The 17,568-nt window shown below is 73.0% G+C and carries 16 protein-coding genes and 1 tRNA gene; 10 read left to right on the top strand and 7 right to left on the bottom strand.

Features of this window, described 5'->3' with window-relative positions; genetic code table 11:
- Positions 1–4: 4 nt before the first annotated feature.
- The 5 genes from fabF to ESZ52_RS11575 all read right to left on the bottom strand — a co-directional run bounded on the left by fabF (position 5) and on the right by ESZ52_RS11575 (position 5,128).
- Complete coding sequence (gene fabF, locus ESZ52_RS11595; RefSeq protein WP_131105064.1) at positions 5–1,258, bottom strand: beta-ketoacyl-ACP synthase II; 1,254 nt, start codon at positions 1,256–1,258, stop codon at positions 5–7.
- Positions 1,259–1,376: 118 nt separating this feature from the next.
- Positions 1,377–1,625: an acyl carrier protein gene (locus ESZ52_RS11590; RefSeq protein ID WP_131105063.1), complete on the bottom strand. Its 249-nt coding sequence runs from the start codon at positions 1,623–1,625 to the stop codon at positions 1,377–1,379.
- A gap of 207 nt (positions 1,626–1,832) precedes the next feature.
- Complete coding sequence (locus tag ESZ52_RS11585; RefSeq protein ID WP_131106596.1) at positions 1,833–2,828, bottom strand: beta-ketoacyl-ACP synthase III; 996 nt, start codon at positions 2,826–2,828, stop codon at positions 1,833–1,835.
- Between the two features lie 32 nt (positions 2,829–2,860).
- The gene (locus ESZ52_RS11580; RefSeq protein ID WP_131105062.1) at positions 2,861–3,868 is read right to left on the bottom strand and encodes an ACP S-malonyltransferase; all 1,008 of its coding nucleotides are present in this window, start codon (positions 3,866–3,868) and stop codon (positions 2,861–2,863) included.
- A 90-nt stretch (positions 3,869–3,958) separates the two neighbouring features.
- The gene (locus ESZ52_RS11575; protein WP_238154543.1) at positions 3,959–5,128 is read right to left on the bottom strand and encodes a PucR family transcriptional regulator; all 1,170 of its coding nucleotides are present in this window, start codon (positions 5,126–5,128) and stop codon (positions 3,959–3,961) included.
- Between the two features lie 109 nt (positions 5,129–5,237).
- On the opposite strand from ESZ52_RS11575, the gene ESZ52_RS11570 reads away from it, so the two are divergent.
- Complete coding sequence (locus ESZ52_RS11570) at positions 5,238–6,296, top strand: glycerophosphodiester phosphodiesterase family protein (protein WP_181009987.1); 1,059 nt, start codon at positions 5,238–5,240, stop codon at positions 6,294–6,296.
- A 165-nt stretch (positions 6,297–6,461) separates the two neighbouring features.
- Here ESZ52_RS11570 and aceE read toward each other — a convergent pair whose 3' ends face one another.
- Positions 6,462–9,215: a pyruvate dehydrogenase (acetyl-transferring), homodimeric type gene (aceE, locus tag ESZ52_RS11565; RefSeq protein ID WP_131105060.1), complete on the bottom strand. Its 2,754-nt coding sequence runs from the start codon at positions 9,213–9,215 to the stop codon at positions 6,462–6,464.
- Positions 9,216–9,379: 164 nt separating this feature from the next.
- On the opposite strand from aceE, the gene ESZ52_RS11560 reads away from it, so the two are divergent.
- The 7 genes from ESZ52_RS11560 to ESZ52_RS11530 all read left to right on the top strand — a co-directional run bounded on the left by ESZ52_RS11560 (position 9,380) and on the right by ESZ52_RS11530 (position 14,371).
- Positions 9,380–9,817, top strand: coding sequence for a DUF3052 domain-containing protein (locus ESZ52_RS11560; protein ID WP_272948381.1), 438 nt, complete (start codon positions 9,380–9,382; stop codon positions 9,815–9,817).
- Positions 9,814–10,290 (top strand): peroxiredoxin, encoded by a 477-nt coding sequence (locus tag ESZ52_RS11555; protein ID WP_131105059.1) that lies wholly within the window; start codon positions 9,814–9,816, stop codon positions 10,288–10,290. The genes ESZ52_RS11560 and ESZ52_RS11555 overlap by 4 nt, the downstream gene beginning before the upstream one ends.
- 30 nt (positions 10,291–10,320) lie before the next feature.
- Positions 10,321–10,393, top strand: a tRNA-Val gene (locus tag ESZ52_RS11550).
- Between the two features lies 1 nt (position 10,394).
- The gene (locus ESZ52_RS11545) at positions 10,395–11,318 is read left to right on the top strand and encodes a Nif3-like dinuclear metal center hexameric protein (RefSeq protein ID WP_131105058.1); all 924 of its coding nucleotides are present in this window, start codon (positions 10,395–10,397) and stop codon (positions 11,316–11,318) included.
- Positions 11,315–12,052: a zinc ribbon domain-containing protein gene (locus ESZ52_RS11540; protein ID WP_131105057.1), complete on the top strand. Its 738-nt coding sequence runs from the start codon at positions 11,315–11,317 to the stop codon at positions 12,050–12,052. Before ESZ52_RS11545 ends, ESZ52_RS11540 begins: the two co-directional genes overlap by 4 nt.
- A gap of 2 nt (positions 12,053–12,054) precedes the next feature.
- Positions 12,055–13,464 (top strand): bifunctional RNase H/acid phosphatase, encoded by a 1,410-nt coding sequence (locus ESZ52_RS11535; RefSeq protein WP_131106593.1) that lies wholly within the window; start codon positions 12,055–12,057, stop codon positions 13,462–13,464.
- A 124-nt stretch (positions 13,465–13,588) separates the two neighbouring features.
- Positions 13,589–14,371 (top strand): class I SAM-dependent methyltransferase, encoded by a 783-nt coding sequence (locus ESZ52_RS11530; RefSeq protein ID WP_131105056.1) that lies wholly within the window; start codon positions 13,589–13,591, stop codon positions 14,369–14,371.
- Here ESZ52_RS11530 and ESZ52_RS11525 read toward each other — a convergent pair.
- A complete protein-coding gene (locus ESZ52_RS11525; RefSeq protein WP_131105055.1) occupies positions 14,364–15,110 on the bottom strand; it encodes a YaaA family protein in 747 nt (248 codons plus the stop codon). The genes ESZ52_RS11530 and ESZ52_RS11525 overlap by 8 nt on opposite strands.
- A gap of 59 nt (positions 15,111–15,169) precedes the next feature.
- Here ESZ52_RS11525 and ESZ52_RS11520 point away from each other — a divergent pair, with 59 nt between their 5' ends.
- Together ESZ52_RS11520 and ESZ52_RS11515 are read left to right on the top strand one after the other, a co-directional pair.
- Positions 15,170–16,711: an RNB domain-containing ribonuclease gene (locus tag ESZ52_RS11520; protein ID WP_131105054.1), complete on the top strand. Its 1,542-nt coding sequence runs from the start codon at positions 15,170–15,172 to the stop codon at positions 16,709–16,711.
- Positions 16,708–17,556, top strand: a complete 849-nt coding sequence (locus ESZ52_RS11515) for an HAD family hydrolase (protein ID WP_131105053.1) — start codon at positions 16,708–16,710, stop codon at positions 17,554–17,556. Before ESZ52_RS11520 ends, ESZ52_RS11515 begins: the two co-directional genes overlap by 4 nt.
- Positions 17,557–17,568: the final 12 nt, after the last annotated feature.

Raw genomic sequence — 17,568 nt, 5'->3', positions numbered from 1 at the left:
GGGGTCAGGCGCTGGTGAAGGTCAGCGCCACATTGACCCCGCCGAAGCCGAAGGCGTTGTTCACCGCGGCCAGGTCGCCGTCGGGCAGCGTGCGGGTGCTGCCGGTGACCACGTCGAGGTCGAGGTCCGGGTCAGGGTCGTCCAGGTTGATCGTGGCCGGGACCTGCCGGTGGTGCACCGACAGCACGGTGAGCACCGCCTCCAGGGCGCCGGCGGCGCCCAGCAGGTGACCGGTCATCGACTTGGTCGCCGTGACCGGGATCGAGGATGTGTGCGCGCCGAAGGCCCGGTGGATCGCGTTGGTCTCCGCCTTGTCGCCCACCGGGGTCGAGGTGGCGTGCGCGTTGATGTGCCGCACGTCGGTCATCGCCAGGCCGGCGTCGGCGACGGTCTCCGCCATCGCCCGGGCAGCGCCCTCACCCTCGGGCTCACCGGCGGTGATGTGGTGGGCGTCGGACGACATGCCCACCCCGGAGAGGTAGCCGTAGATCTTCGCGCCGCGCGCCTTGGCGTGCTCCTCGGACTCCAGGACCATGACGGCCGCGCCCTCGGCGATGACGAAGCCGTCGCGGCCCACGTCGTAGGGGCGCGAGGCGCGCTCGGGCTCGTCGTTGCGCTTGGACAGCGCGGTCATCGCGGCGAACGCGGCGATGGGCAGCGGGTGGATGGCCGCCTCGGTGCCGCCGGCGACGACCACGTCGGCGCGGCCCTGACGGATCATGGTGACCGCCTGCCCCATACCCTCCGCGCCGGACGCGCAGGCGCTCACCGCGCAGTGGGCGCCGGCCCGGGCGCCGAGGTCCAGCGAGACTGCGGCGGCGGGGCCGTTGGGCATGAGCATCGGCACGGTCAGCGGGAAGACGCGCCGCGGGCCCTTGGTCCGCAGGTTCTCCCACTGGTCCAGCAGGGTCCACACGCCGCCGATGCCGGAGCCGATCGCGACGCCGAGCCGCTCGGGCTCGACCTCGGGGGCGCCCGCGTCGGCCCAGGCCTCCCGGGCGGCGATGAGCGCGTACTGACCCGAGGGGTCGTTGCGGCGCACCTCCACCTTGGGCAGCACCTCGAGGGGGTCGGTGTGGATCTGGGCGGCGAAGGTGACCGGCAGCTCGTGCTCGGCGACCCAGTCCTGGGTCAGGGGACGCGCGCCCGACCGTCCGGCCAGGAGCGCCTCCCACGTCTCGGGGACGGTGCCGCCCACGGGGGTGGTGGCACCCAGGCCGGTGACGACGACGCGGCGCGGGGTCTGGCTGGTGGACATGGTCCTGGCCTCCTGGCGGGATGAAAGGGGTATGCAGTGCCGCGCGCCCGAGGGGGGTCGCGGCGGGAGGGGACCGCCGGGTCCGGCGCGGAGGATCGCGCGCCGGACCGGCGGCGGGTCAGCCCTGGTTGCTGGCGATGTAGGTGACGGCGTCCCGGACGTGGGTGAGGTTCTTGACCTCGTCGTCGGGGATGCGCACGCCGAACTTGTCCTCGGCGTTGACCACGATCGTCATCATCGACAGCGAGTCGATGTCGAGGTCCTCGGTGAAGGACTTGTCCATCTGGACCTCCTCGGCCTCCAGACCGGTCTCCTCGTTGACGATCTCGGCCAGACCCGCGAGGATGTCCTGCTCGCTCAGTGCCATGGTGTCTCTCCTTGGGATGAAGGTGCGGTATGCGGTTGGGCTGACCCGGTGCTGCTGCACCCGCCGGGCCTCGGGCGCTGTGGGGGGAGGCTCAGGCCTGCGGCTGGTGCCGAGGCTGCGGGCACGTCGACCTGGGCGCCCTGGTCGACGATGCGGTGGGCACCGTCGTGCACGTCGTGGTCGACGTTGCGGTGCGGAGGGCGGCGGTCACGGCATGACCACCACCTGGGCGGCATACACCAGGCCCGCGCCGAAGCCGATCTGCAGGGCGAGCCCGCCGTGCGGTGCCTCGCCCTCGTCGAGCATGCGGCTCATCGCCAGCGGGATGGAGGCCGCGGAGGTGTTGCCGGTCTCGGCGATGTCGCGGGCCACCGGCACGTGCTCGGGCAGCTTCAGCGCCTTGATCATCGCGTCGGTGATGCGCATGTTGGCCTGGTGGGGGACGAAGGCGTCCAGGTCGTCGGGGGTGATGCCCGCGGCCTTGACGGTGTCCAGCGCGACGGGCGCCATCGAGAAGACCGCCCAGCGGAAGACGGTCTGACCCTGCATGACGAAGGCGGGCCACTGCACGGCCTCGGTCCGGTCCGCGTCCTCCATCGTCGGCCGCAGGTCGATCCACGACTCGCGCTGGGTGATGACCTCGGCCTGGTCGCCGAGGCTGCCCCACAGGGTCGGGCCGATGCCCGGGAAGTCGGAGACGCCGATGACGGCCGCTCCCGCGCCGTCGCCGAAGATGAACGCCGAGCCGCGGTCGTGCTTGTCGGTGAAGTCGGACAGCTTCTCCACCCCGACGACGAGCACGTAGTCGGCGGTGCCGACCCGGACCATGTCGTTGGCCAGGGAGACGGCGTGGCAGTAGCCGGCGCAGGCTGCGGAGATGTCGAAGGCGGCCGGGCTGGGGATGCCCATCCGGTGCGCCAGCTGCGGCGCGGCGGCCGGCGTCTGGAAGGGGTGGCTGACGGTGGCCATGATGACCACGCCGATCTGGTCGGGGGAGACCCCGGCGCGCTCCATCGCCTGCCGGGAGGCGGCCTCGGCCATGTCGATGACCGTCTCGTCCTCGCGGGCCCAGCGGCGGGTGGCGATGCCGGAGCGCTGCCGGATCCACTCGTCGGAGGAGTCGATGAACTGGAGGATCTCCTCGTTGGTCACCACCCGCTCGGGGCGGTAGCCACCGACGCCGTGGATGCGGGCGTGCCGCATCCCCTGCGGCACGGTCAGGGTCGGGCGGGTGGTCACTGGTCCTCCTGGGTGGTGGGGCGCGGCTGCTCGTCGACCGGGGCGGTGACGCCGTGCTCGGCGATCAGCTGCCGGGCGGCCTCGAGGTCGTCCGGGGTCTTCAGCGCCAGGGTCTGGACGCCCTTCAGGCCGCGCTTGGCCAGACCCACGAGCGTACCCGCGGGCGCGATCTCGATCAGGGCGGAGACGCCCCGGTCGGCGAACGTCTGCATGGTCAGGTCCCAGCGCACCGGGCTGGAGATCTGGGCGACCAGGCGGCGCAGCACCTCCCGGCCGTCCCGGACGACCTCGCCGTCGGCGTTGGAGACGAGCGGCAGGCGCGGGTCCCCGACCTCGATGGCGCGGGCGTAGGTGGCGAGCCGGTCCACCGCGGGCTGCATGTGGTGGGTGTGGAAGGCGCCGGCGACCTGCAGGGGGATCACCCGGGCGCGGGTGGGCGGCTCGGCGGCCAACTGCTCGAGCTGCTCCAGGGTGCCGGCGGCCACGACCTGCCCGGCGCCGTTCATGTTGGCCGGGGTCAGGCCGTGCTGCTCGAGAGCGGCCCGGACCTCCTCGGGGTCACCACCGACGACGGCGCTCATCCCGGTGGGCGTGACGGCGGAGGCCTGGGCCATCCCGCGTCCGCGCTCGCGGACGAAGACCATCGCCTGCTCGGCGCTGAGCACTCCGGCGGCGGCTGCTGCCGTGATCTCCCCGACCGAGTGGCCGGAGACGGCGCCGACGGACCGGGTCAGCGCGTCGGTGTCGGTGTCGGTGTCGGTGACAGCGCCGGCGTTGCTGAAGAGGGTGGGGAGGGTGACCAGCCCGGCGGCGACGAGCAGCGGCTGGGCCACGGCGGTGTCCCGGATGGTCTCTGCGTCCGAGGTGGTGCCGTGGGCGACCAGGTCGATCCCGGCCACCGCGGAGAGCCACCCCACCTTGTCCCGGACGCCCGGGAGCTCGAGCCAGGGGGCGAGGAAACCGGGGGTCTGGGAGCCCTGTCCGGGCGCGACGATGACGAGCACCACCCCACTCTGCCCATCGACTCCTCCACAGGCCGTCACCGTTTCGCACGATAACGGGCGCGAGTCGTTGTGGGTTTCCCACAAACGAGGCTAGCCGCGGCGGGTGATCCGACCCAGGGCGAGGGCCACCTGCAGCACCCACGCGTCGCGGGCGTCGTGCGGGTCCAGGCCGACCGTCTCCGCGACCTTGCGGAGCCGGTATCGCACGGTGTTGGGATGCAGGAAGAGCAGGCGGGCGGTCGCCTCCAGCACCATGCCGTTGTCCAGGTACGCCTGGACGGTGTCGAGCAGAGCCGACGGGTGGTCGCGCAACGGCACGTAGACCCGGTCCACCAGCATGCGCCGGGCCGGGTTCTCGCCCAGCAGGGCACGCTCGGGGAGCAGCTCGTCCGCGGCGACCGGGCGTGGCGCGGTGGCCCAGGCCGGGGCTGCGTCCATCCCGGACAGCGCCGCCCGGGCGCTGCGACCAGCCGCGAACAGGTGCGGGACCCGAGGCCCCACGACCACCGGGCCGGCTCCGAAGGCGGCGGTGAGGCCGGCGGCGTCCTCGACCGGGTCCGTGGAGCCGCCCAGGACGCAGATGAGCCGGGGACCCTGGGCCGCCGTCAGGGCCTCCCGGCCGATCCGGCGTGCCGCGTCCCGCAGGGTCGACAGGGCGGCCCGCGACTCCCCGTCCGGGAGCCGGCCGACGACGACGGCCACATCGCTCACGTCCTCCCAGCCCAGCTCGGCGGCGCGGGAGGCCAGCGTGTCGTCGGCCTCGCCGCGGACCACGGCGTGCACGACCAGCGACTCCAGCCGCGCGTCCCACCCGCCACGCTGCTCCGCCGCCAGGGCATAGACGCCGGCCGCGGCGAAGGCCAGGTCGCGGGAGTAGCGCAGCACCGCCTCGCGCAGGGCGGTCTCCTCCTCCGGCCCGACCAGCTCGGGCACCGCCTCCTCGACCGTGGTCACGGCGGTCCGGGAGAGGTCCAGCGCCTGGGCGAGGGAGATCGTGGAGGCCAGGCTGCGCGGTGCCCCGGCGAAGATCTGACCGGGGGGCGGGCCAGGGCGGGCCCCGTCGTCATACCAGGTCAGCAGGGCGCTGATGCCCGCCTGGGCGACGAGGGAGACCCAGGAGCGGTCGTCGGCGGACAGCTCGCGGAACCAGGCGTGCTCCGTCTCCATCTGCCGCGTCGCCCGGGCTGCCAGGGCACCGGCGCGGCGCGCCAACGGCTCCGGGGAGGGCCGGGGCTCGGGCGGGACGGCGGGCTCGGACACGCCTGGAGCCTACTGCGCGGGTCCACAGCCCCGGATGTTCACCGAGTGCTCACCGGGGCTTGGGTCGACGTGGCCCGGCGGGTCACCACGGACGTGTGGGCTGGAGAGCATGTCCGCCACCAGGTCTGCCGCCCTCCCCTCGGCACCCCCACGAGAGACCCGGTCGCTGACGGAGGAGGCACCGGGCAGGCTGCTCCCGGCGACGGACGCTCCGGTGCTCGTGGCGCACCGCGGAGCCAGCGGCTACCGGCCCGAGCACACGCTGCCGGCCTACGAGCTGGCTGCCCGGATGGGCGCGGACTACCTCTCCGTGGACGTGACCGTCACCCGGGACGGCCAGCTCGTGGCGCGGCACGAGTGCGAGCTGTCCGCGACGACCGATGTCGCCAGCCGGCCCGAGCACGCCGGTCGGCGTGCCCTCCACAAGGTGGACGGCTACCTGGTACGCGGCTGGTTCGTCGAGCACCTCACCCTGGAGCAGGTGCGCGCGCTGCGGGTGGTCGAGCGCTACCCGCACCTGCGGCACGGCAGCGTGGCCTACAACGGGCTGCTCGCGGTGCCCACGCTGGGCGAGGTGCTCGGGCTGCGCCGCCGGCTGGCCGACCAGCTGGGCCGGCCGCTCGGCGTCCTGCTCCAGCTGCGCAGCCCCGGGCACCTGGTCGAGCAGGGGCTGGATCCGGTATGCCGTCTGGTCGAGCTGCTGCGCGCGGACGGCCTGGACCGGCCCGACGCCCCGGTGGTGGTGGTCAGCGACGACCTGCGCACCCTGGAGCGGGTGCGTGGGCTGGGCTGCCGGGTGCCGCTCCACCTGCGCGTGCAGGTGGGGGAGCACAGGGCGGCCCTGCGCGACCTTGCTGCCAGCGCCCGCATCGTGACCGGGCTGCAGCCGGACAAGCAGCTGGTGCGGCCGCGTCGTCTCGACGGCACCCTGGGCGCGCCCACCGGCCTGGTGCAGGACGCGCACGCGGCGGGCCTGGTCGTCATACCGTGGGTGTTCCGGGCCGAGAACGCCTTCCTGCCCGAGGAGCTGCGCCGCGGCGAGGACGACTCCCGCCTGGGCCGGGCCGCGGACGAGATCCGGGCGTTCCTGGCCGCCGGCGTCGACGGCTTCTGCACCGACCACACCGACCGGGGCGTGCTGGCCCGCCGGGCGGGCGAGTTCGACTGAGGGAGCCTACTGGCGGAGTCCTCCTGACCGAGTCCTACGGACGGGTCCGCCTGGTATGGCCCACGGGAACGCCGACGGCGGGCGGTGCGGGAGCAGGGGGCCCGCACCGCCCGCCGTCGGGCCGTGGCCCAGATCTGACGCAGACGTCCTCCGCAGACGCTGCCCTCAGGCGTCGCCGCCCGCGGTGCCGGAGGTGCCGGCGTTGACGTCCATCAGGCGGTAACGCTCGGCGGCCTGCACCGGCACCTGCGGGTCGATCTCGCCGCGGTCGGCCAGCATCTGCAGAGCCTTGACCGCCATCGACGGGCCGTCGATGTGGAAGAACCGGCGGGCCGCGGGGCGGGTGTCGGCGAAGCCGAAGCCGTCCGCGCCCAGCGCGTAGTAGTCCTCGGGCACCCAGGGGGCGATCTGGTCCTGGACGGCACGCATCCAGTCGCTGGTGGCCACCACCGGGCCGGTGCCCTCGGACAGCCGCCGGGTGACGTAGGGCACGCGACGCTCGGACTGCGGGTCCAGGAAGGCGTCGCGGTCGCAGGCCATCGCCTCGCGGCGCAGCTCGTTCCAGGAGGTGACCGACCACACGTCGGAGGACACTCCCCAGTCCTGCTCGAGCAGCTCCTGCGCCTCCAGGGCCCACGGCACACCCACGCCCGAGGCGAGCAGGCGCACGTGCTTGCCCTCCTCGGCGGGCTGCATACCGGAGATCTTGTGCATGCCCGCCAGGATCCCCTCCACGTCCACGTCGTCCGGCTCGGCCGGCTGCTTCATCGGCTCGTTGTAGACGGTGAGGTAGTAGATGACGTCCTGCGGGTCCTCGCCGTACATCACCCTCAGCGCATCGGGCAGGATGTGGGCCAGCTCGTAGGCGTAGGCGGGGTCGTAGGCGCGGATCGCGGGGTTGGACGAGGCCAGCAGCAGCGAGTGCCCGTCCGCGTGCTGCAGGCCCTCACCGGCCAGGGTCGTGCGGCCCGCGGTGGCGCCGATCATGAAGCCGCGCGTCAGCTGGTCGGCTGCGGCCCAGATGCTGTCGCCGGTGCGCTGGAAGCCGAACATCGAGTAGAAGATGTAGAACGGCACCATCGGCACGCCCTGGGTGTCGTACGAGGTGCCCGCCGCGGTCAGACCCGCGACCGAGCCGGCCTCGTTGATCCCGACGTGCCAGATCTGGCCGGACTCCGACTCCTTGTAGGCCAGCATCAGGTCCGCGTCGACGGAGGTGTAGTTCTGCCCGTGGACGTTGTAGATCTTCGCCGTGGGGAAGAAGCTGTCCATGCCGAAGGTGCGGGCCTCGTCGGGGATGATCGGCACCAGGTGCTTGCCGAACTCCTTGTCGCGCATCCACTCCTTGAAGATGCGGACCAGGGCCATCGTGGTGGCGACGTTCTGCTTGCCGGAACCCTTCTTGGCGACGTCGTAGATCTTCTCGTCCGGCAGCGGCAGCCGTGCGTCGCTGGGCCGGCGCTCGGGCAGGTAGCCGCCCAGCTGGCGCCGCCGTTCCTTCAGGTACTGGATCGCCTCGTCGTCCTCCCCCGGGTGGTAGTAGGGCGGGGCGTACGGGTCGGCCTCCAGCTGCTCGTCGGTGATCGGGATCCGCAGGCTGTCGCGGAAGCCCTTGAGGTCCTCCAGCGTCATCTTCTTCATCTGGTGCGTCGCGTTGCGCCCGGCGAAGTGGGTGCCGAGGGAGTAGCCCTTGATGGTGTGCGCCAGGATGACCGTCGGCTGGCCGGTGTGGTTCATCGCGGCCTGGTAGGCGGCGAAGACCTTGCGGTAGTCGTGGCCGCCGCGCTTGAGCTTCCACCAGATGTCGTCATCGCTCCAGTCCTTGACCAGCTCCTTGGTCCGCGGGTCGCGGCCGAAGAAGTGGTCCCGGATCCAGGCGCCGTCGTTGGCCCGGTAGGTCTGGAAGTCGCCGTCGGGGGTGGTGTTCATCAGGTTGATCAGCGCCCCGCTGGCGTCCTTGGCCAGCAGGTTGTCCCAGCCGCGGCCCCACAGCACCTTGATGACGTTCCACCCGGCACCGCGGAACTGGCTCTCCAGCTCCTGCACGATCTTGCCGTTGCCGCGGACCGGGCCGTCCAGACGCTGCAGGTTGCAGTTGACGACGAAGGTCAGGTTGTCCAGCTCGTCGTTCGCGGCCACGTGCAGCAGCCCCCGCGACTCCGGCTCGTCCATCTCGCCGTCGCCGAGGAACGCCCATACCTGCTGCTGGCTGGTGTCCTTCAGCCCCCGGTTGTGCAGGTACTTGTTGAACGCCGCCTGGTAGATGGCGTTCATCGGGCCCAGCCCCATCGACACGGTGGGGAACTGCCAGAACTCCGGCATCGAGCGGGGGTGCGGGTAGGACGGGAGGACCGTCACGCCCTCGCGCGCCTTGCTCTTCTCCTGACGGAAGGCGTCCAGGTCGGCCTCGCTCAGCCGGCCCTCGAGGTAGGCGCGGGCGTAGATGCCGGGGGAGGCGTGACCCTGGAAGAAGATCTGGTCGCCGCCGCCCTCGTGGTCGCGGCCCCGCCAGAAGTGGTTGAAGCCGACCTCCCACAGGGTGGCCTGGGAGGCGTAGGTGGAGATGTGCCCGCCGACCGAGATGTCGGGGTGCTGCGCCCGGTGCACCATGACCGCTGCGTTCCAGCGCATCCACGCGCGGTAGCGGCGCTCCATGTCCTCGTCACCGGGGAACCATGGCTCCTGCTCGGGCGAGATGGTGTTGATGTAGTCGGTGGTGGTGACCGAGGGGAGCCCGACCTGGGAGTCGCGGGCGCGCTCCAGCATCCGCAGCATCAGGTAGCGCGCACGCTGGCGACCCCCCGTCTCGATCGCTGCGTCCAGGGACTCCAGCCACTCCTGAGTCTCCTCGGGGTCGGTGTCCGGGACCTGGTTCGGCAGCCCATTGAGAATAGGGCCGATGGGGCGCTCCAGTGCCATCAGGTGATCCTTCCGTCGCACAGCGGGCATCGCTTCTCAGTCTGTCACGCCCGTCGGGGCGACGCGTGTGGTGGCCCGCATCGGCCGCCACGCGGCTTGCCCCGACGGCATGAGCCGACCCCGCTTTACGAGCGAGCCCGGCCTCTGGTTGTCTAGACCGCACCATGGAAGGCAACGAGAAGGCGAGCGAGCAGACGTCCACGACCGACGGCCCGATGGGGGCTGCCCTGCGCAAGCTGGGTCTGCGTCCCGGTCAGATCGTGGTCGAGTACGGCTACGACGACGACGTCGAGGAGTCGGTGCGGGAGGCCGTCGAGGCGCTGGTCGAGGGTCCCCTGGAGGACGAGGACTATGACGGGGTCGTGGACGTGGTGCTGCTGTGGTGGCGCGACGGGGACGGCGACCTCACCGACGAGCTGGTCGACTCGCTGACCACGCTGGAGGAGGGCGGCAGCATCGTCCTGCTCACCCCCGGCACGGGTCGCCCCGACCGGGTGGCCGCGCCCGACGTGCAGGAGGCCTGCAACACCTGCTCGCTGAGCGCGTCCGGCGTCGTGCCGGTGGAGGGCTGGGTGGGGCAGCGCCTCGTGGGCCGACGATGACCGCCACGGGCGCGGCACCCCCAGCGGTCGGGGAGCGTGCGCCCGAGCTGGTCCTCCCGGACCAGCGCGGGGAGCTGGTCCGGCTCTCCGAGGTGGTGGCCGACCGGCACGCCCTCGTCGTCTTCTTCCCCTTCGCCTTCTCCTCGATCTGCACCGGCGAGCTGCTGGACATCCAGCTCAACATCGACGAGTTCGTCAACGACAAGGTCCAGGTGCTCGCCGTCTCGTGCGACTCCACCTACTCCCTGCGGGCGTGGGCTGCGCACGAGGGCTACCGCTTCCCGCTGCTGTCCGACTTCTGGCCGCACGGCCGGGCGGCCCGCGACTGGGGGGTGTTCGACGAGACCTCGGGGAGGGCTCGTCGTGGCACCTTCCTCGTCGACCCCTCACAGACCGTCCGATGGAGCCTGCAGCTGGGGACCGGCCAGACCCGGGAGGTGGGGGTCCTGCACCGGGCCGTGCGGGACCTGTAGCCGGAACCTGTCAGAATGGTCGATCGCAAGGGGCCTGTAGCTCAGTTGGTAGAGCGCCGCGTTTACACCGCGTAGGTCGTCGGTTCGAGCCCGGCCGGGCCCACGTGGACAACAGCAGAGATGGTGGCGAGGCGCCCGACGGGGTGCGGCTGCGCGACGTGGTCGCGCTGCTGGAGGAGTTCTACCCCCCGCGCACGGCGCAGTCGTGGGACCGCGTCGGTCTCGTGGCGGGGGACCCGGAGCAGCCGGTCGGCACGATCCTGCTGGCGGTGGACCCCACCCTCGACGTCGTCGCCGAGGCCGTCGCGCTCGGCGCGGACCTCATCGTCACCCACCACCCGTTGCTGCTCAAGGGGATCCACTCGGTGGCCACGACGACCGCCAAGGGCGCGACGATCACCGACCTGCTGGTCAACGACATCGCACTCTACTGCGCCCACACCAACGCCGACGTCGCGGATCCCGGTGTGGGACAGGCGCTCGCGGCCGCCTGCGGTCTCGTCGACACCGCGCCGCTCCAGATCGCCGAGGACCAGGAGCTCGGCCGGGTCGGTGACCTTCCTGAGCCGGTCAGCCTGCAGCAGCTGGCTTCCCGGCTGGCGGAGCGGCTGCCGGCGACGGCCGGTGGGATCCGGGTCAGCGGGCGGCCCGAGGCGCAGGTGCGCCGGGTGGCGGTCCTGGGTGGCGCGGGCGACAGCTCGTTCGGGGCCGTGCGACGCAGCGGCGCCGACGTCTACGTGACCGCGGACCTGCGGCACCACCCGGCCCTCGAGGCCCGCGAGGAGGCGCGAGCCGCCGCCCGCGCCGGCGGGCCGGGCACGCCATACCTCGTGGACGCGGGCCACTACGCGACGGAGTGGCTCTGGCTGCCGGGTCTGCGTGAGCGGCTCGCCGCCCGGCTCGGCGCCAGCGTGGACATCCGCCTGTCGACCGTCCGCACCGACCCGTGGGACTTCGTCGTCGGGGCCAGCGGCCCCGAGCACCACCGCCCTCAGAACCACCCCACCGACCATGGAGGTATGCCGTGAAGGCCTCGCCCCAGATGCAGGCGCGCCTGCTGGAGCTCGTCGACCTGGACACCACCCTGACCCAGCTCGCCCACCGGCTGCGCAGCCTGCCCGAGCTGATCGACATCGCCCGCATGGAGCAGGCCGAGACCGCGCTGGAGGAGGACGTGGTCCGCGCCCAGACCGAGCTGAGCGACGTGCGCCGCGAGGTCGAGCGGGCCGAGGCGGCGGTGCAGCTGGTGCGGGACCGGGCGGCCCGCAACCGACAACGCCTGGAGGTCGGGACGGGCAGCGCCAAGGACCTGCAGGGTCTGCAGCACGAGCTGGAGAGCCTGGCCCGTCGCCAGTCCGTGCTGGAGGACGAGGAGCTGGAGGCGATGGAGCGCGCCGAGCAGGCCGAGGCGGCCGAGGCCAAGGCCCTCGCCGCACGCCAGGCGCACCGTGAGCGGCTCGCCGAGCTGCGAGCCGAGCGGGACCGCAAGACCGGCGAGATCGCCGCAGAGCACGAGCGGGTCGCCGGTGGTCGTGAGGCGATCACCGCGGACCTGTCCGAGGAGCTGCTGGCGCTCTACGAGCGCCTGCGGGCTCACTCCGGCACCGGCGCGGCCCCGCTGCAGCAGCGCCGGTGCGGCGGCTGCCGGCTGGAGATCAACGCGGTCGACCTGGGCCGGATCAAGGCGGCCCCGGAGGACCAGGTGGTGCGCTGTGAGGAGTGCGGGCGCATCCTGGTCCGGACCCCGGAGTCCGGGCTGTGACGCTGCGCCGCGCGCTGGTCGTCGAGGCCGACGGCGGGAGCCGCGGCAACCCGGGCGTGGCTGGGTACGGCGCGCTGGTGCGCGATGCCCGGACGAGCACCGTGCTGGCTGAGCGGGCAGCGCCGCTGGGCACCGCGTCCAACAACGTCGCGGAGTACACCGGGCTGATCGAGGGCCTGCGGGCGGTGCTCGACCTCGGCCTGGCGCCTGAGGCGACCGTCGAGGTGCGGATGGACTCCAAGCTCGTCGTCGAGCAGATGACCGGCCGCTGGAAGATCAAGCACGCCGACATGCGTCGTCTCGCGCTGGAGGCCCGTCAGCTGGTCGACGCCATCCAGCGCCAGGGCGGAACCGTCTCGTTCACCTGGATCCCGCGGGAGCGCAACGGCGCGGCCGACGCGCTGTCCAACGACGGGATGGACGGGTTGACGGTCCGGCGCGACCACGTCCAGCCCGCTGACCGGGCCGAGAAAGGGTCCGGGGACGCACTGAGAGGGTCTGGGGATGCCGGGGGGTCCGCAGCACGGGCCGGGAAGGGCGGTGGCGGCCGGGACGGCGAGGCCGAGGGACCCTGGTCGCTCTTCGACGAGCCGGACGGGGAGCGACCGACCGCGGGCGGGGGCACGGCATACCAGGAGAGGCAGGAGGTCCGGTCCACCGCGGGTGAGCAGCGGGCGCCGGTGGCCGACCTGGTGCTCTCCGACGAGACCGTGCCCGTGCTCGAGGGGCAGACCCGGCTGGTCCTGGTCCGCCACGGCGTCACCGACTACACCCAGGAGCACCGCGTGGACGGCCGCGGGGGCTCCGACCCGTCCCTGAACAGCACCGGGACGGCGCAGGCCCGCGCCGCCGCCCAGGCCGTGCGGCGTCTCGTCGAGCGGTCCGAGCCGGGGCCGGTGAGCGTGGTCAGCTCCTCGCTGCAGCGCGCGCGGCAGACGGGGCAGGCGATCGCAGACGCGCTCGGGGTGAGGCGCGAGGAGGACCGCGACTGGGACGAGCAGGGCTTCGGGGACTGGGACGGCCGGACGATGGGCCAGCTCGCCGAGGAGTACGGCGAGGATCTGCGCGCGCTGCGCTCGGACGCGGAGTACAAGCGGCCGGGCGGTGAGTCGCGCCGTGAGCTGGACGAGCGTGTCGCCGACGCGCTGGGGCGAGCGGTCCGCCGGGGCGGGACCGTCGTGGTCGCCACGCACCGGGTGGCGCTGATGTCGGTGCTGTGCCGGCTGCTGGGGATCGACCACGAGCGCGGCTGGTCGCTGGCCACCGCGCCCGCCTCGCTGAGCGCGGTGGAGATCTGGCCCGATGGCGTGGCCCAGGTCGCCTTCGTCAACGACACCCACCACCTGTACGACCCGGTGCCCGCGCGTGACCATGACGCCTCCGTGACGATCGTCGACTCCTCCCTGGACTGACCGGGCGCACGCTTCTCCCCGACCGGGCGCACGCTCTGCACCGACCGGGCGCACGGTTCTCCCCGACCGGGCACGCTCTTCACCGACCGGGCGCACGGTTCTCCCCGACCGTCAAGATGGGCGGATGACCGGTGCGCGCTGCACCGGGGTCGACCTGTCGCCCGTCTCGCTGGACATCGCCCGCGAGCTCGCCGACCGGGCCGGCCAAGCTATCCGGTATGTCGAGGCCAACGTCCTCGAGGCGGCCGCGGCGGTGGGAGAGCAGGTGGACCTGGTCTACACCTCGACGGGCACGATCTGCTGGGTCCAGGACCTGTGGACCTGGGGCCGACAGGTGGCGGCCCTGCTGCGGCCGGGCGGCACGTTCTTCTTCCGGGACTCGCACCCGTCGGCCAATTCCCTCGCCGATCACGAGCCCCGCCTCCTGGCGCCCGGGTACCGGTACTTCCCGCTGCCGGCCGGCCAGGCCCTGACCTATGCCGACGGTATGACATACACCGACGGCGACCGGAGCCTGATCACCCAGCCCCGGAACTACGAGTGGCCGCACTCGGTCAGTGAGGTGCTGATGGCACTCGTCCGGGCCGGGTTGGTCATCATCGAGGTCGACGAGCAGGACGACCTTCCGTGGCCGCTGCACCCGGCGATGACCGCAGAAGGGGAGGCGTACGTCCTGCCTGCCCCCTGGCGGGAACAGGTGCCGATGGCCTGGTCGGTGGTCGCCCGCAAGCCGGCCTCGGCTGATCTCCCGGGTGAGCGCGCCCGGTCTGGGGGGAATCGTGCGCCCGGTCGGGCAGAGTCATGCGCCCGGTCGGGGAGAGTCATGCGCCCGGTCGGGGAGAGTCGTGCGCCCGGTCGGGGAGAGTCGTGCGCCCGGTCGGGGAGAGTCGTGCGCTCGGTCAGGTAGGCGTGACGTCGAGCACCCACGGACGCCCGGGACGCTCGGGAGGGGTGAGCTGGACCTGGTGGTACGGCTGGAGCAGGTCGACCAGCTCCTCCGGACGGCGTGGGTCGGCCGCGTCCAGGCACAGGGACCGGGAGACCAGACCACGCGTGTGCTTGGCCATGTGGGTGGCGCCGGGGACGCGCACCTGCACCCAGCGCTCGGCCAGCCGTCCGGCGGGAGACCAGGCCGCGGCATACGTGCTGGAACGGCAGTCCACCACCAGCCCGCGTCCGGCCGCCGCGTGCAGCACGGGGGCCAGGTGGGGTCGCCAGAACGCCGCGAGCGGACCGACGCCCGGCAGGTTCACCCCCATCGACAGCCGGTAGGGCGCCACCCGGTCGGTCAGCCGGACCGCGCCGTAGAGGGCGGAGACGACCCGGAGGCGCGCCGTCGCCCGCCGGCTCTCCGAGGCGTCGAGGGTGGCGAGGTCGAGCGCGTCGTAGAGCACCCCGGTGTAGAGCTCCCGGGCGGGCAGGGTCGGGGAGGAGTCGAGCCGGGTGTTCAGCGCGATCTCCGGCGCGAGGTTCGCGCTCACGCCCAGCACGATCGGCGCATCGATCCGGTCGCTGACCCCGGCCAGCGCCGTGGCCACCTCACGTCGCGCGCCGGTCAGCTCCGGCGCCGAGAGCCGCTCCCACCGCAGGTGTGCGCCCCGGTCACGGACGGCCTTGGACTCGGACGGCGGCAGCAGGATCAGCACGTCAGGCAGGCTAGGCCACAGCCGCGGCACCACCGGAGCCGACCCGTAGGGTGGGCCGCATGGTGCAGACGGCGACGACACTGGCGAGCGACCTCAGCACGCCGACCGGGCAGCTGCTCGAGCAGACCTTCCACGCGATCCGGGAGGAGCAGGAGGTGCGGGAGGACTTCCCCGTCGAGGTGCTCGAGGAGGTCCGGAGGACCATGGCCGACCCGGACCTGCCCGGGCGGGACGAGACCGATGTCGAGTTCGTGACGATCGACCCGCCCGGCTCGATGGACCTGGACCAGGCGATGCACATCGAGCGGGCGGGGGAGGGCTGGCGGGTGCGCTACGCCATCGCCGACGTGCCCGCCTTCGTCCGGATCGGAGGTGCCGTCGACCAGGAGGTGCGGCTGCGCGGTCAGACGATCTACTGCCCCGACCGACGGATCCCGCTGCACCCGCCGGAGCTGAGCGAGGCGGCGGCCAGCCTGCTGCCCGGCCAGACCTGTCCGGCCTACGTCTGGGACATCGTCCTGTCGGCCGACGGTCGTCGAGCCGCTGCCGAGGTCTACCGGGCGATGGTCCGGTCCCGCCGTCGCTACGACTATGAGGAGACCCAACGCCTGGTCGACTCGGGTGAGGCCGAAGAGACCCTGCTGCTGCTCAAGGAGGTCGGCGAGGCCCGGATCAGCCGCGAGCTGGAGCGGGGTGGCGCCAGCCTGCCGATGCCGCAGCAGGAGGTGCACCAGGACGGGGACAGCTACGTCCTGCGCCTGCGGCCGCTGCTGGCCAGCGAGGACTGGAACGCCCAGATCTCCCTGCTGTCCGGGATGGTCGCCGGACAGATGATGCTCGACGGCGGCGTCGGCATCCTGCGCACGATGCCGCCCCCGGACGACCGTGCCGTCGCCCGCTTCCGCCGCGAGGCGGCCGCGCTGGGCGAGTCGTGGCCGCGGGACATGACGTACGGCGAGTTCCTGCGCACGCTGGACCGGACCGACCCGGCTCACCTGGCGATCATCAACGCCGCGACCACGTTGTTCCGGGGCGCGGCATACACGGCCTTCGACGGGGTGCTGCCGGCGGAGGAGGAGCAGGTGCAGGCGGCGCTCGCCGCCCCCTACGCCCACGTGACGGCGCCCCTGCGCCGGCTCGTGGACCGGTACGCACTGGCCGTTTGCGAGGCGCTCAGCGCCGGGCGGGAGGTGCCGGACTGGGTGCGGGAGGCGCTGCCCGACCTCCCGGCCGTCATGCGGGAGAGCGACCAGCGTGCCCGCGCGGTGGACCGCGCGTGCGTGAGCGCCGTCGAGGCGGCCGTCCTGCGGGACCGGGTGGGGCAGACCTTCGAGGCGATGGTGGTCGACGAGACCGACCGAGGCAACGTGATCGTCCAACTCCTGGACCCCCCGGTGAGCGAGCCCGCCATGGGACGTGCCGAGGTCGGCACGATGGCGACCGTACGGGTCGACGCTGCCGACATCCGTGCCCGCACGGTGGAGCTGAGCGTCGTGAGCGACACGGGAGAGACGAGCGTCACGGGAGAGACGAGCGTCACGGGAGAGACGATCGACACGGCCGCGGCGGCCGACGGACACGAGGCGGCCGAGGCGTCGTGAGCACGGAGCGCCGGCCGGCCCCGGGCAGCCAGGCCCCAGTCGCCGGCCCCCGGCCCCGGCTGATCGCCACCGACTGCGACGGCACCCTGCTGCGCTCGGACGGCACCGTCTCGGCATACACCCGGGACGTGCTCGCCGAGCTGGCGCGCGGCGGCCTGCCGACCATCCTGGTCACCGCCCGCCCGCCACGGTGGATGGACGAGCTGGCCGACCTGGGCGTCACCGGTCTGGCGCTGTGCGGCAACGGGGCGTTCACTTACGACCTGGGCCGCCGGGAGATCGTCGCGCACCGGCTGATGGACGCCGAGCTCGTCGCCGAGCTCCTGGGCGACCTGCGCCGGGAGCTGCCCGATGTCGCGCTGGCGACCGAGTCGCTGCGCGGCTTCGCCCGCGAGCCGCACTTCGAACGGGCCACCGGGCGCACCGACGGCCAGTGGCTGGTCGGTCCCGTCGAGGAGCTGGCCAGTGTCGACGCCGGCAAGATCCTCGTCCGCCACCCGCACCTGCACACCGAGGAGCTGACGGTCCTGGTGGACGAGGTGGTCGGTGAGCGCGCCGAGGTCTCGCACTCCGGCGCGATCCGGATGACCGAGATCGTGCCCGCCGGCGTCACCAAGGCCCTGGCCCTGTCGCACTGGTGCCGGGAGCTGGACCCACCCGTGCCCGCCGAGGCGGTCTGGGCGTTCGGGGACATGCCCAACGACCTGCCGATGCTCTCCTGGGCCGGGGTGGCGCACGCAGTGGCAAACGCCCACCCGGACGTGCTGGCCGTGGCCGACCACGTCGTGCCCGCCAACGACGAGGACGGCGTCGCGCGGACCCTGGCGGACCGGCTGCTCGGCTGAACCACCAGCGTC

Source organism: Ornithinimicrobium sufpigmenti (assembly GCF_004322775.1).
Taxonomy (GTDB): Bacteria; Actinomycetota; Actinomycetes; order Actinomycetales; family Dermatophilaceae; genus Ornithinicoccus; species Ornithinicoccus sufpigmenti.
The sequence above is the reverse complement of the archived record's forward strand: the minus strand, read 5'-3'. Positions and strand labels throughout refer to the sequence as shown.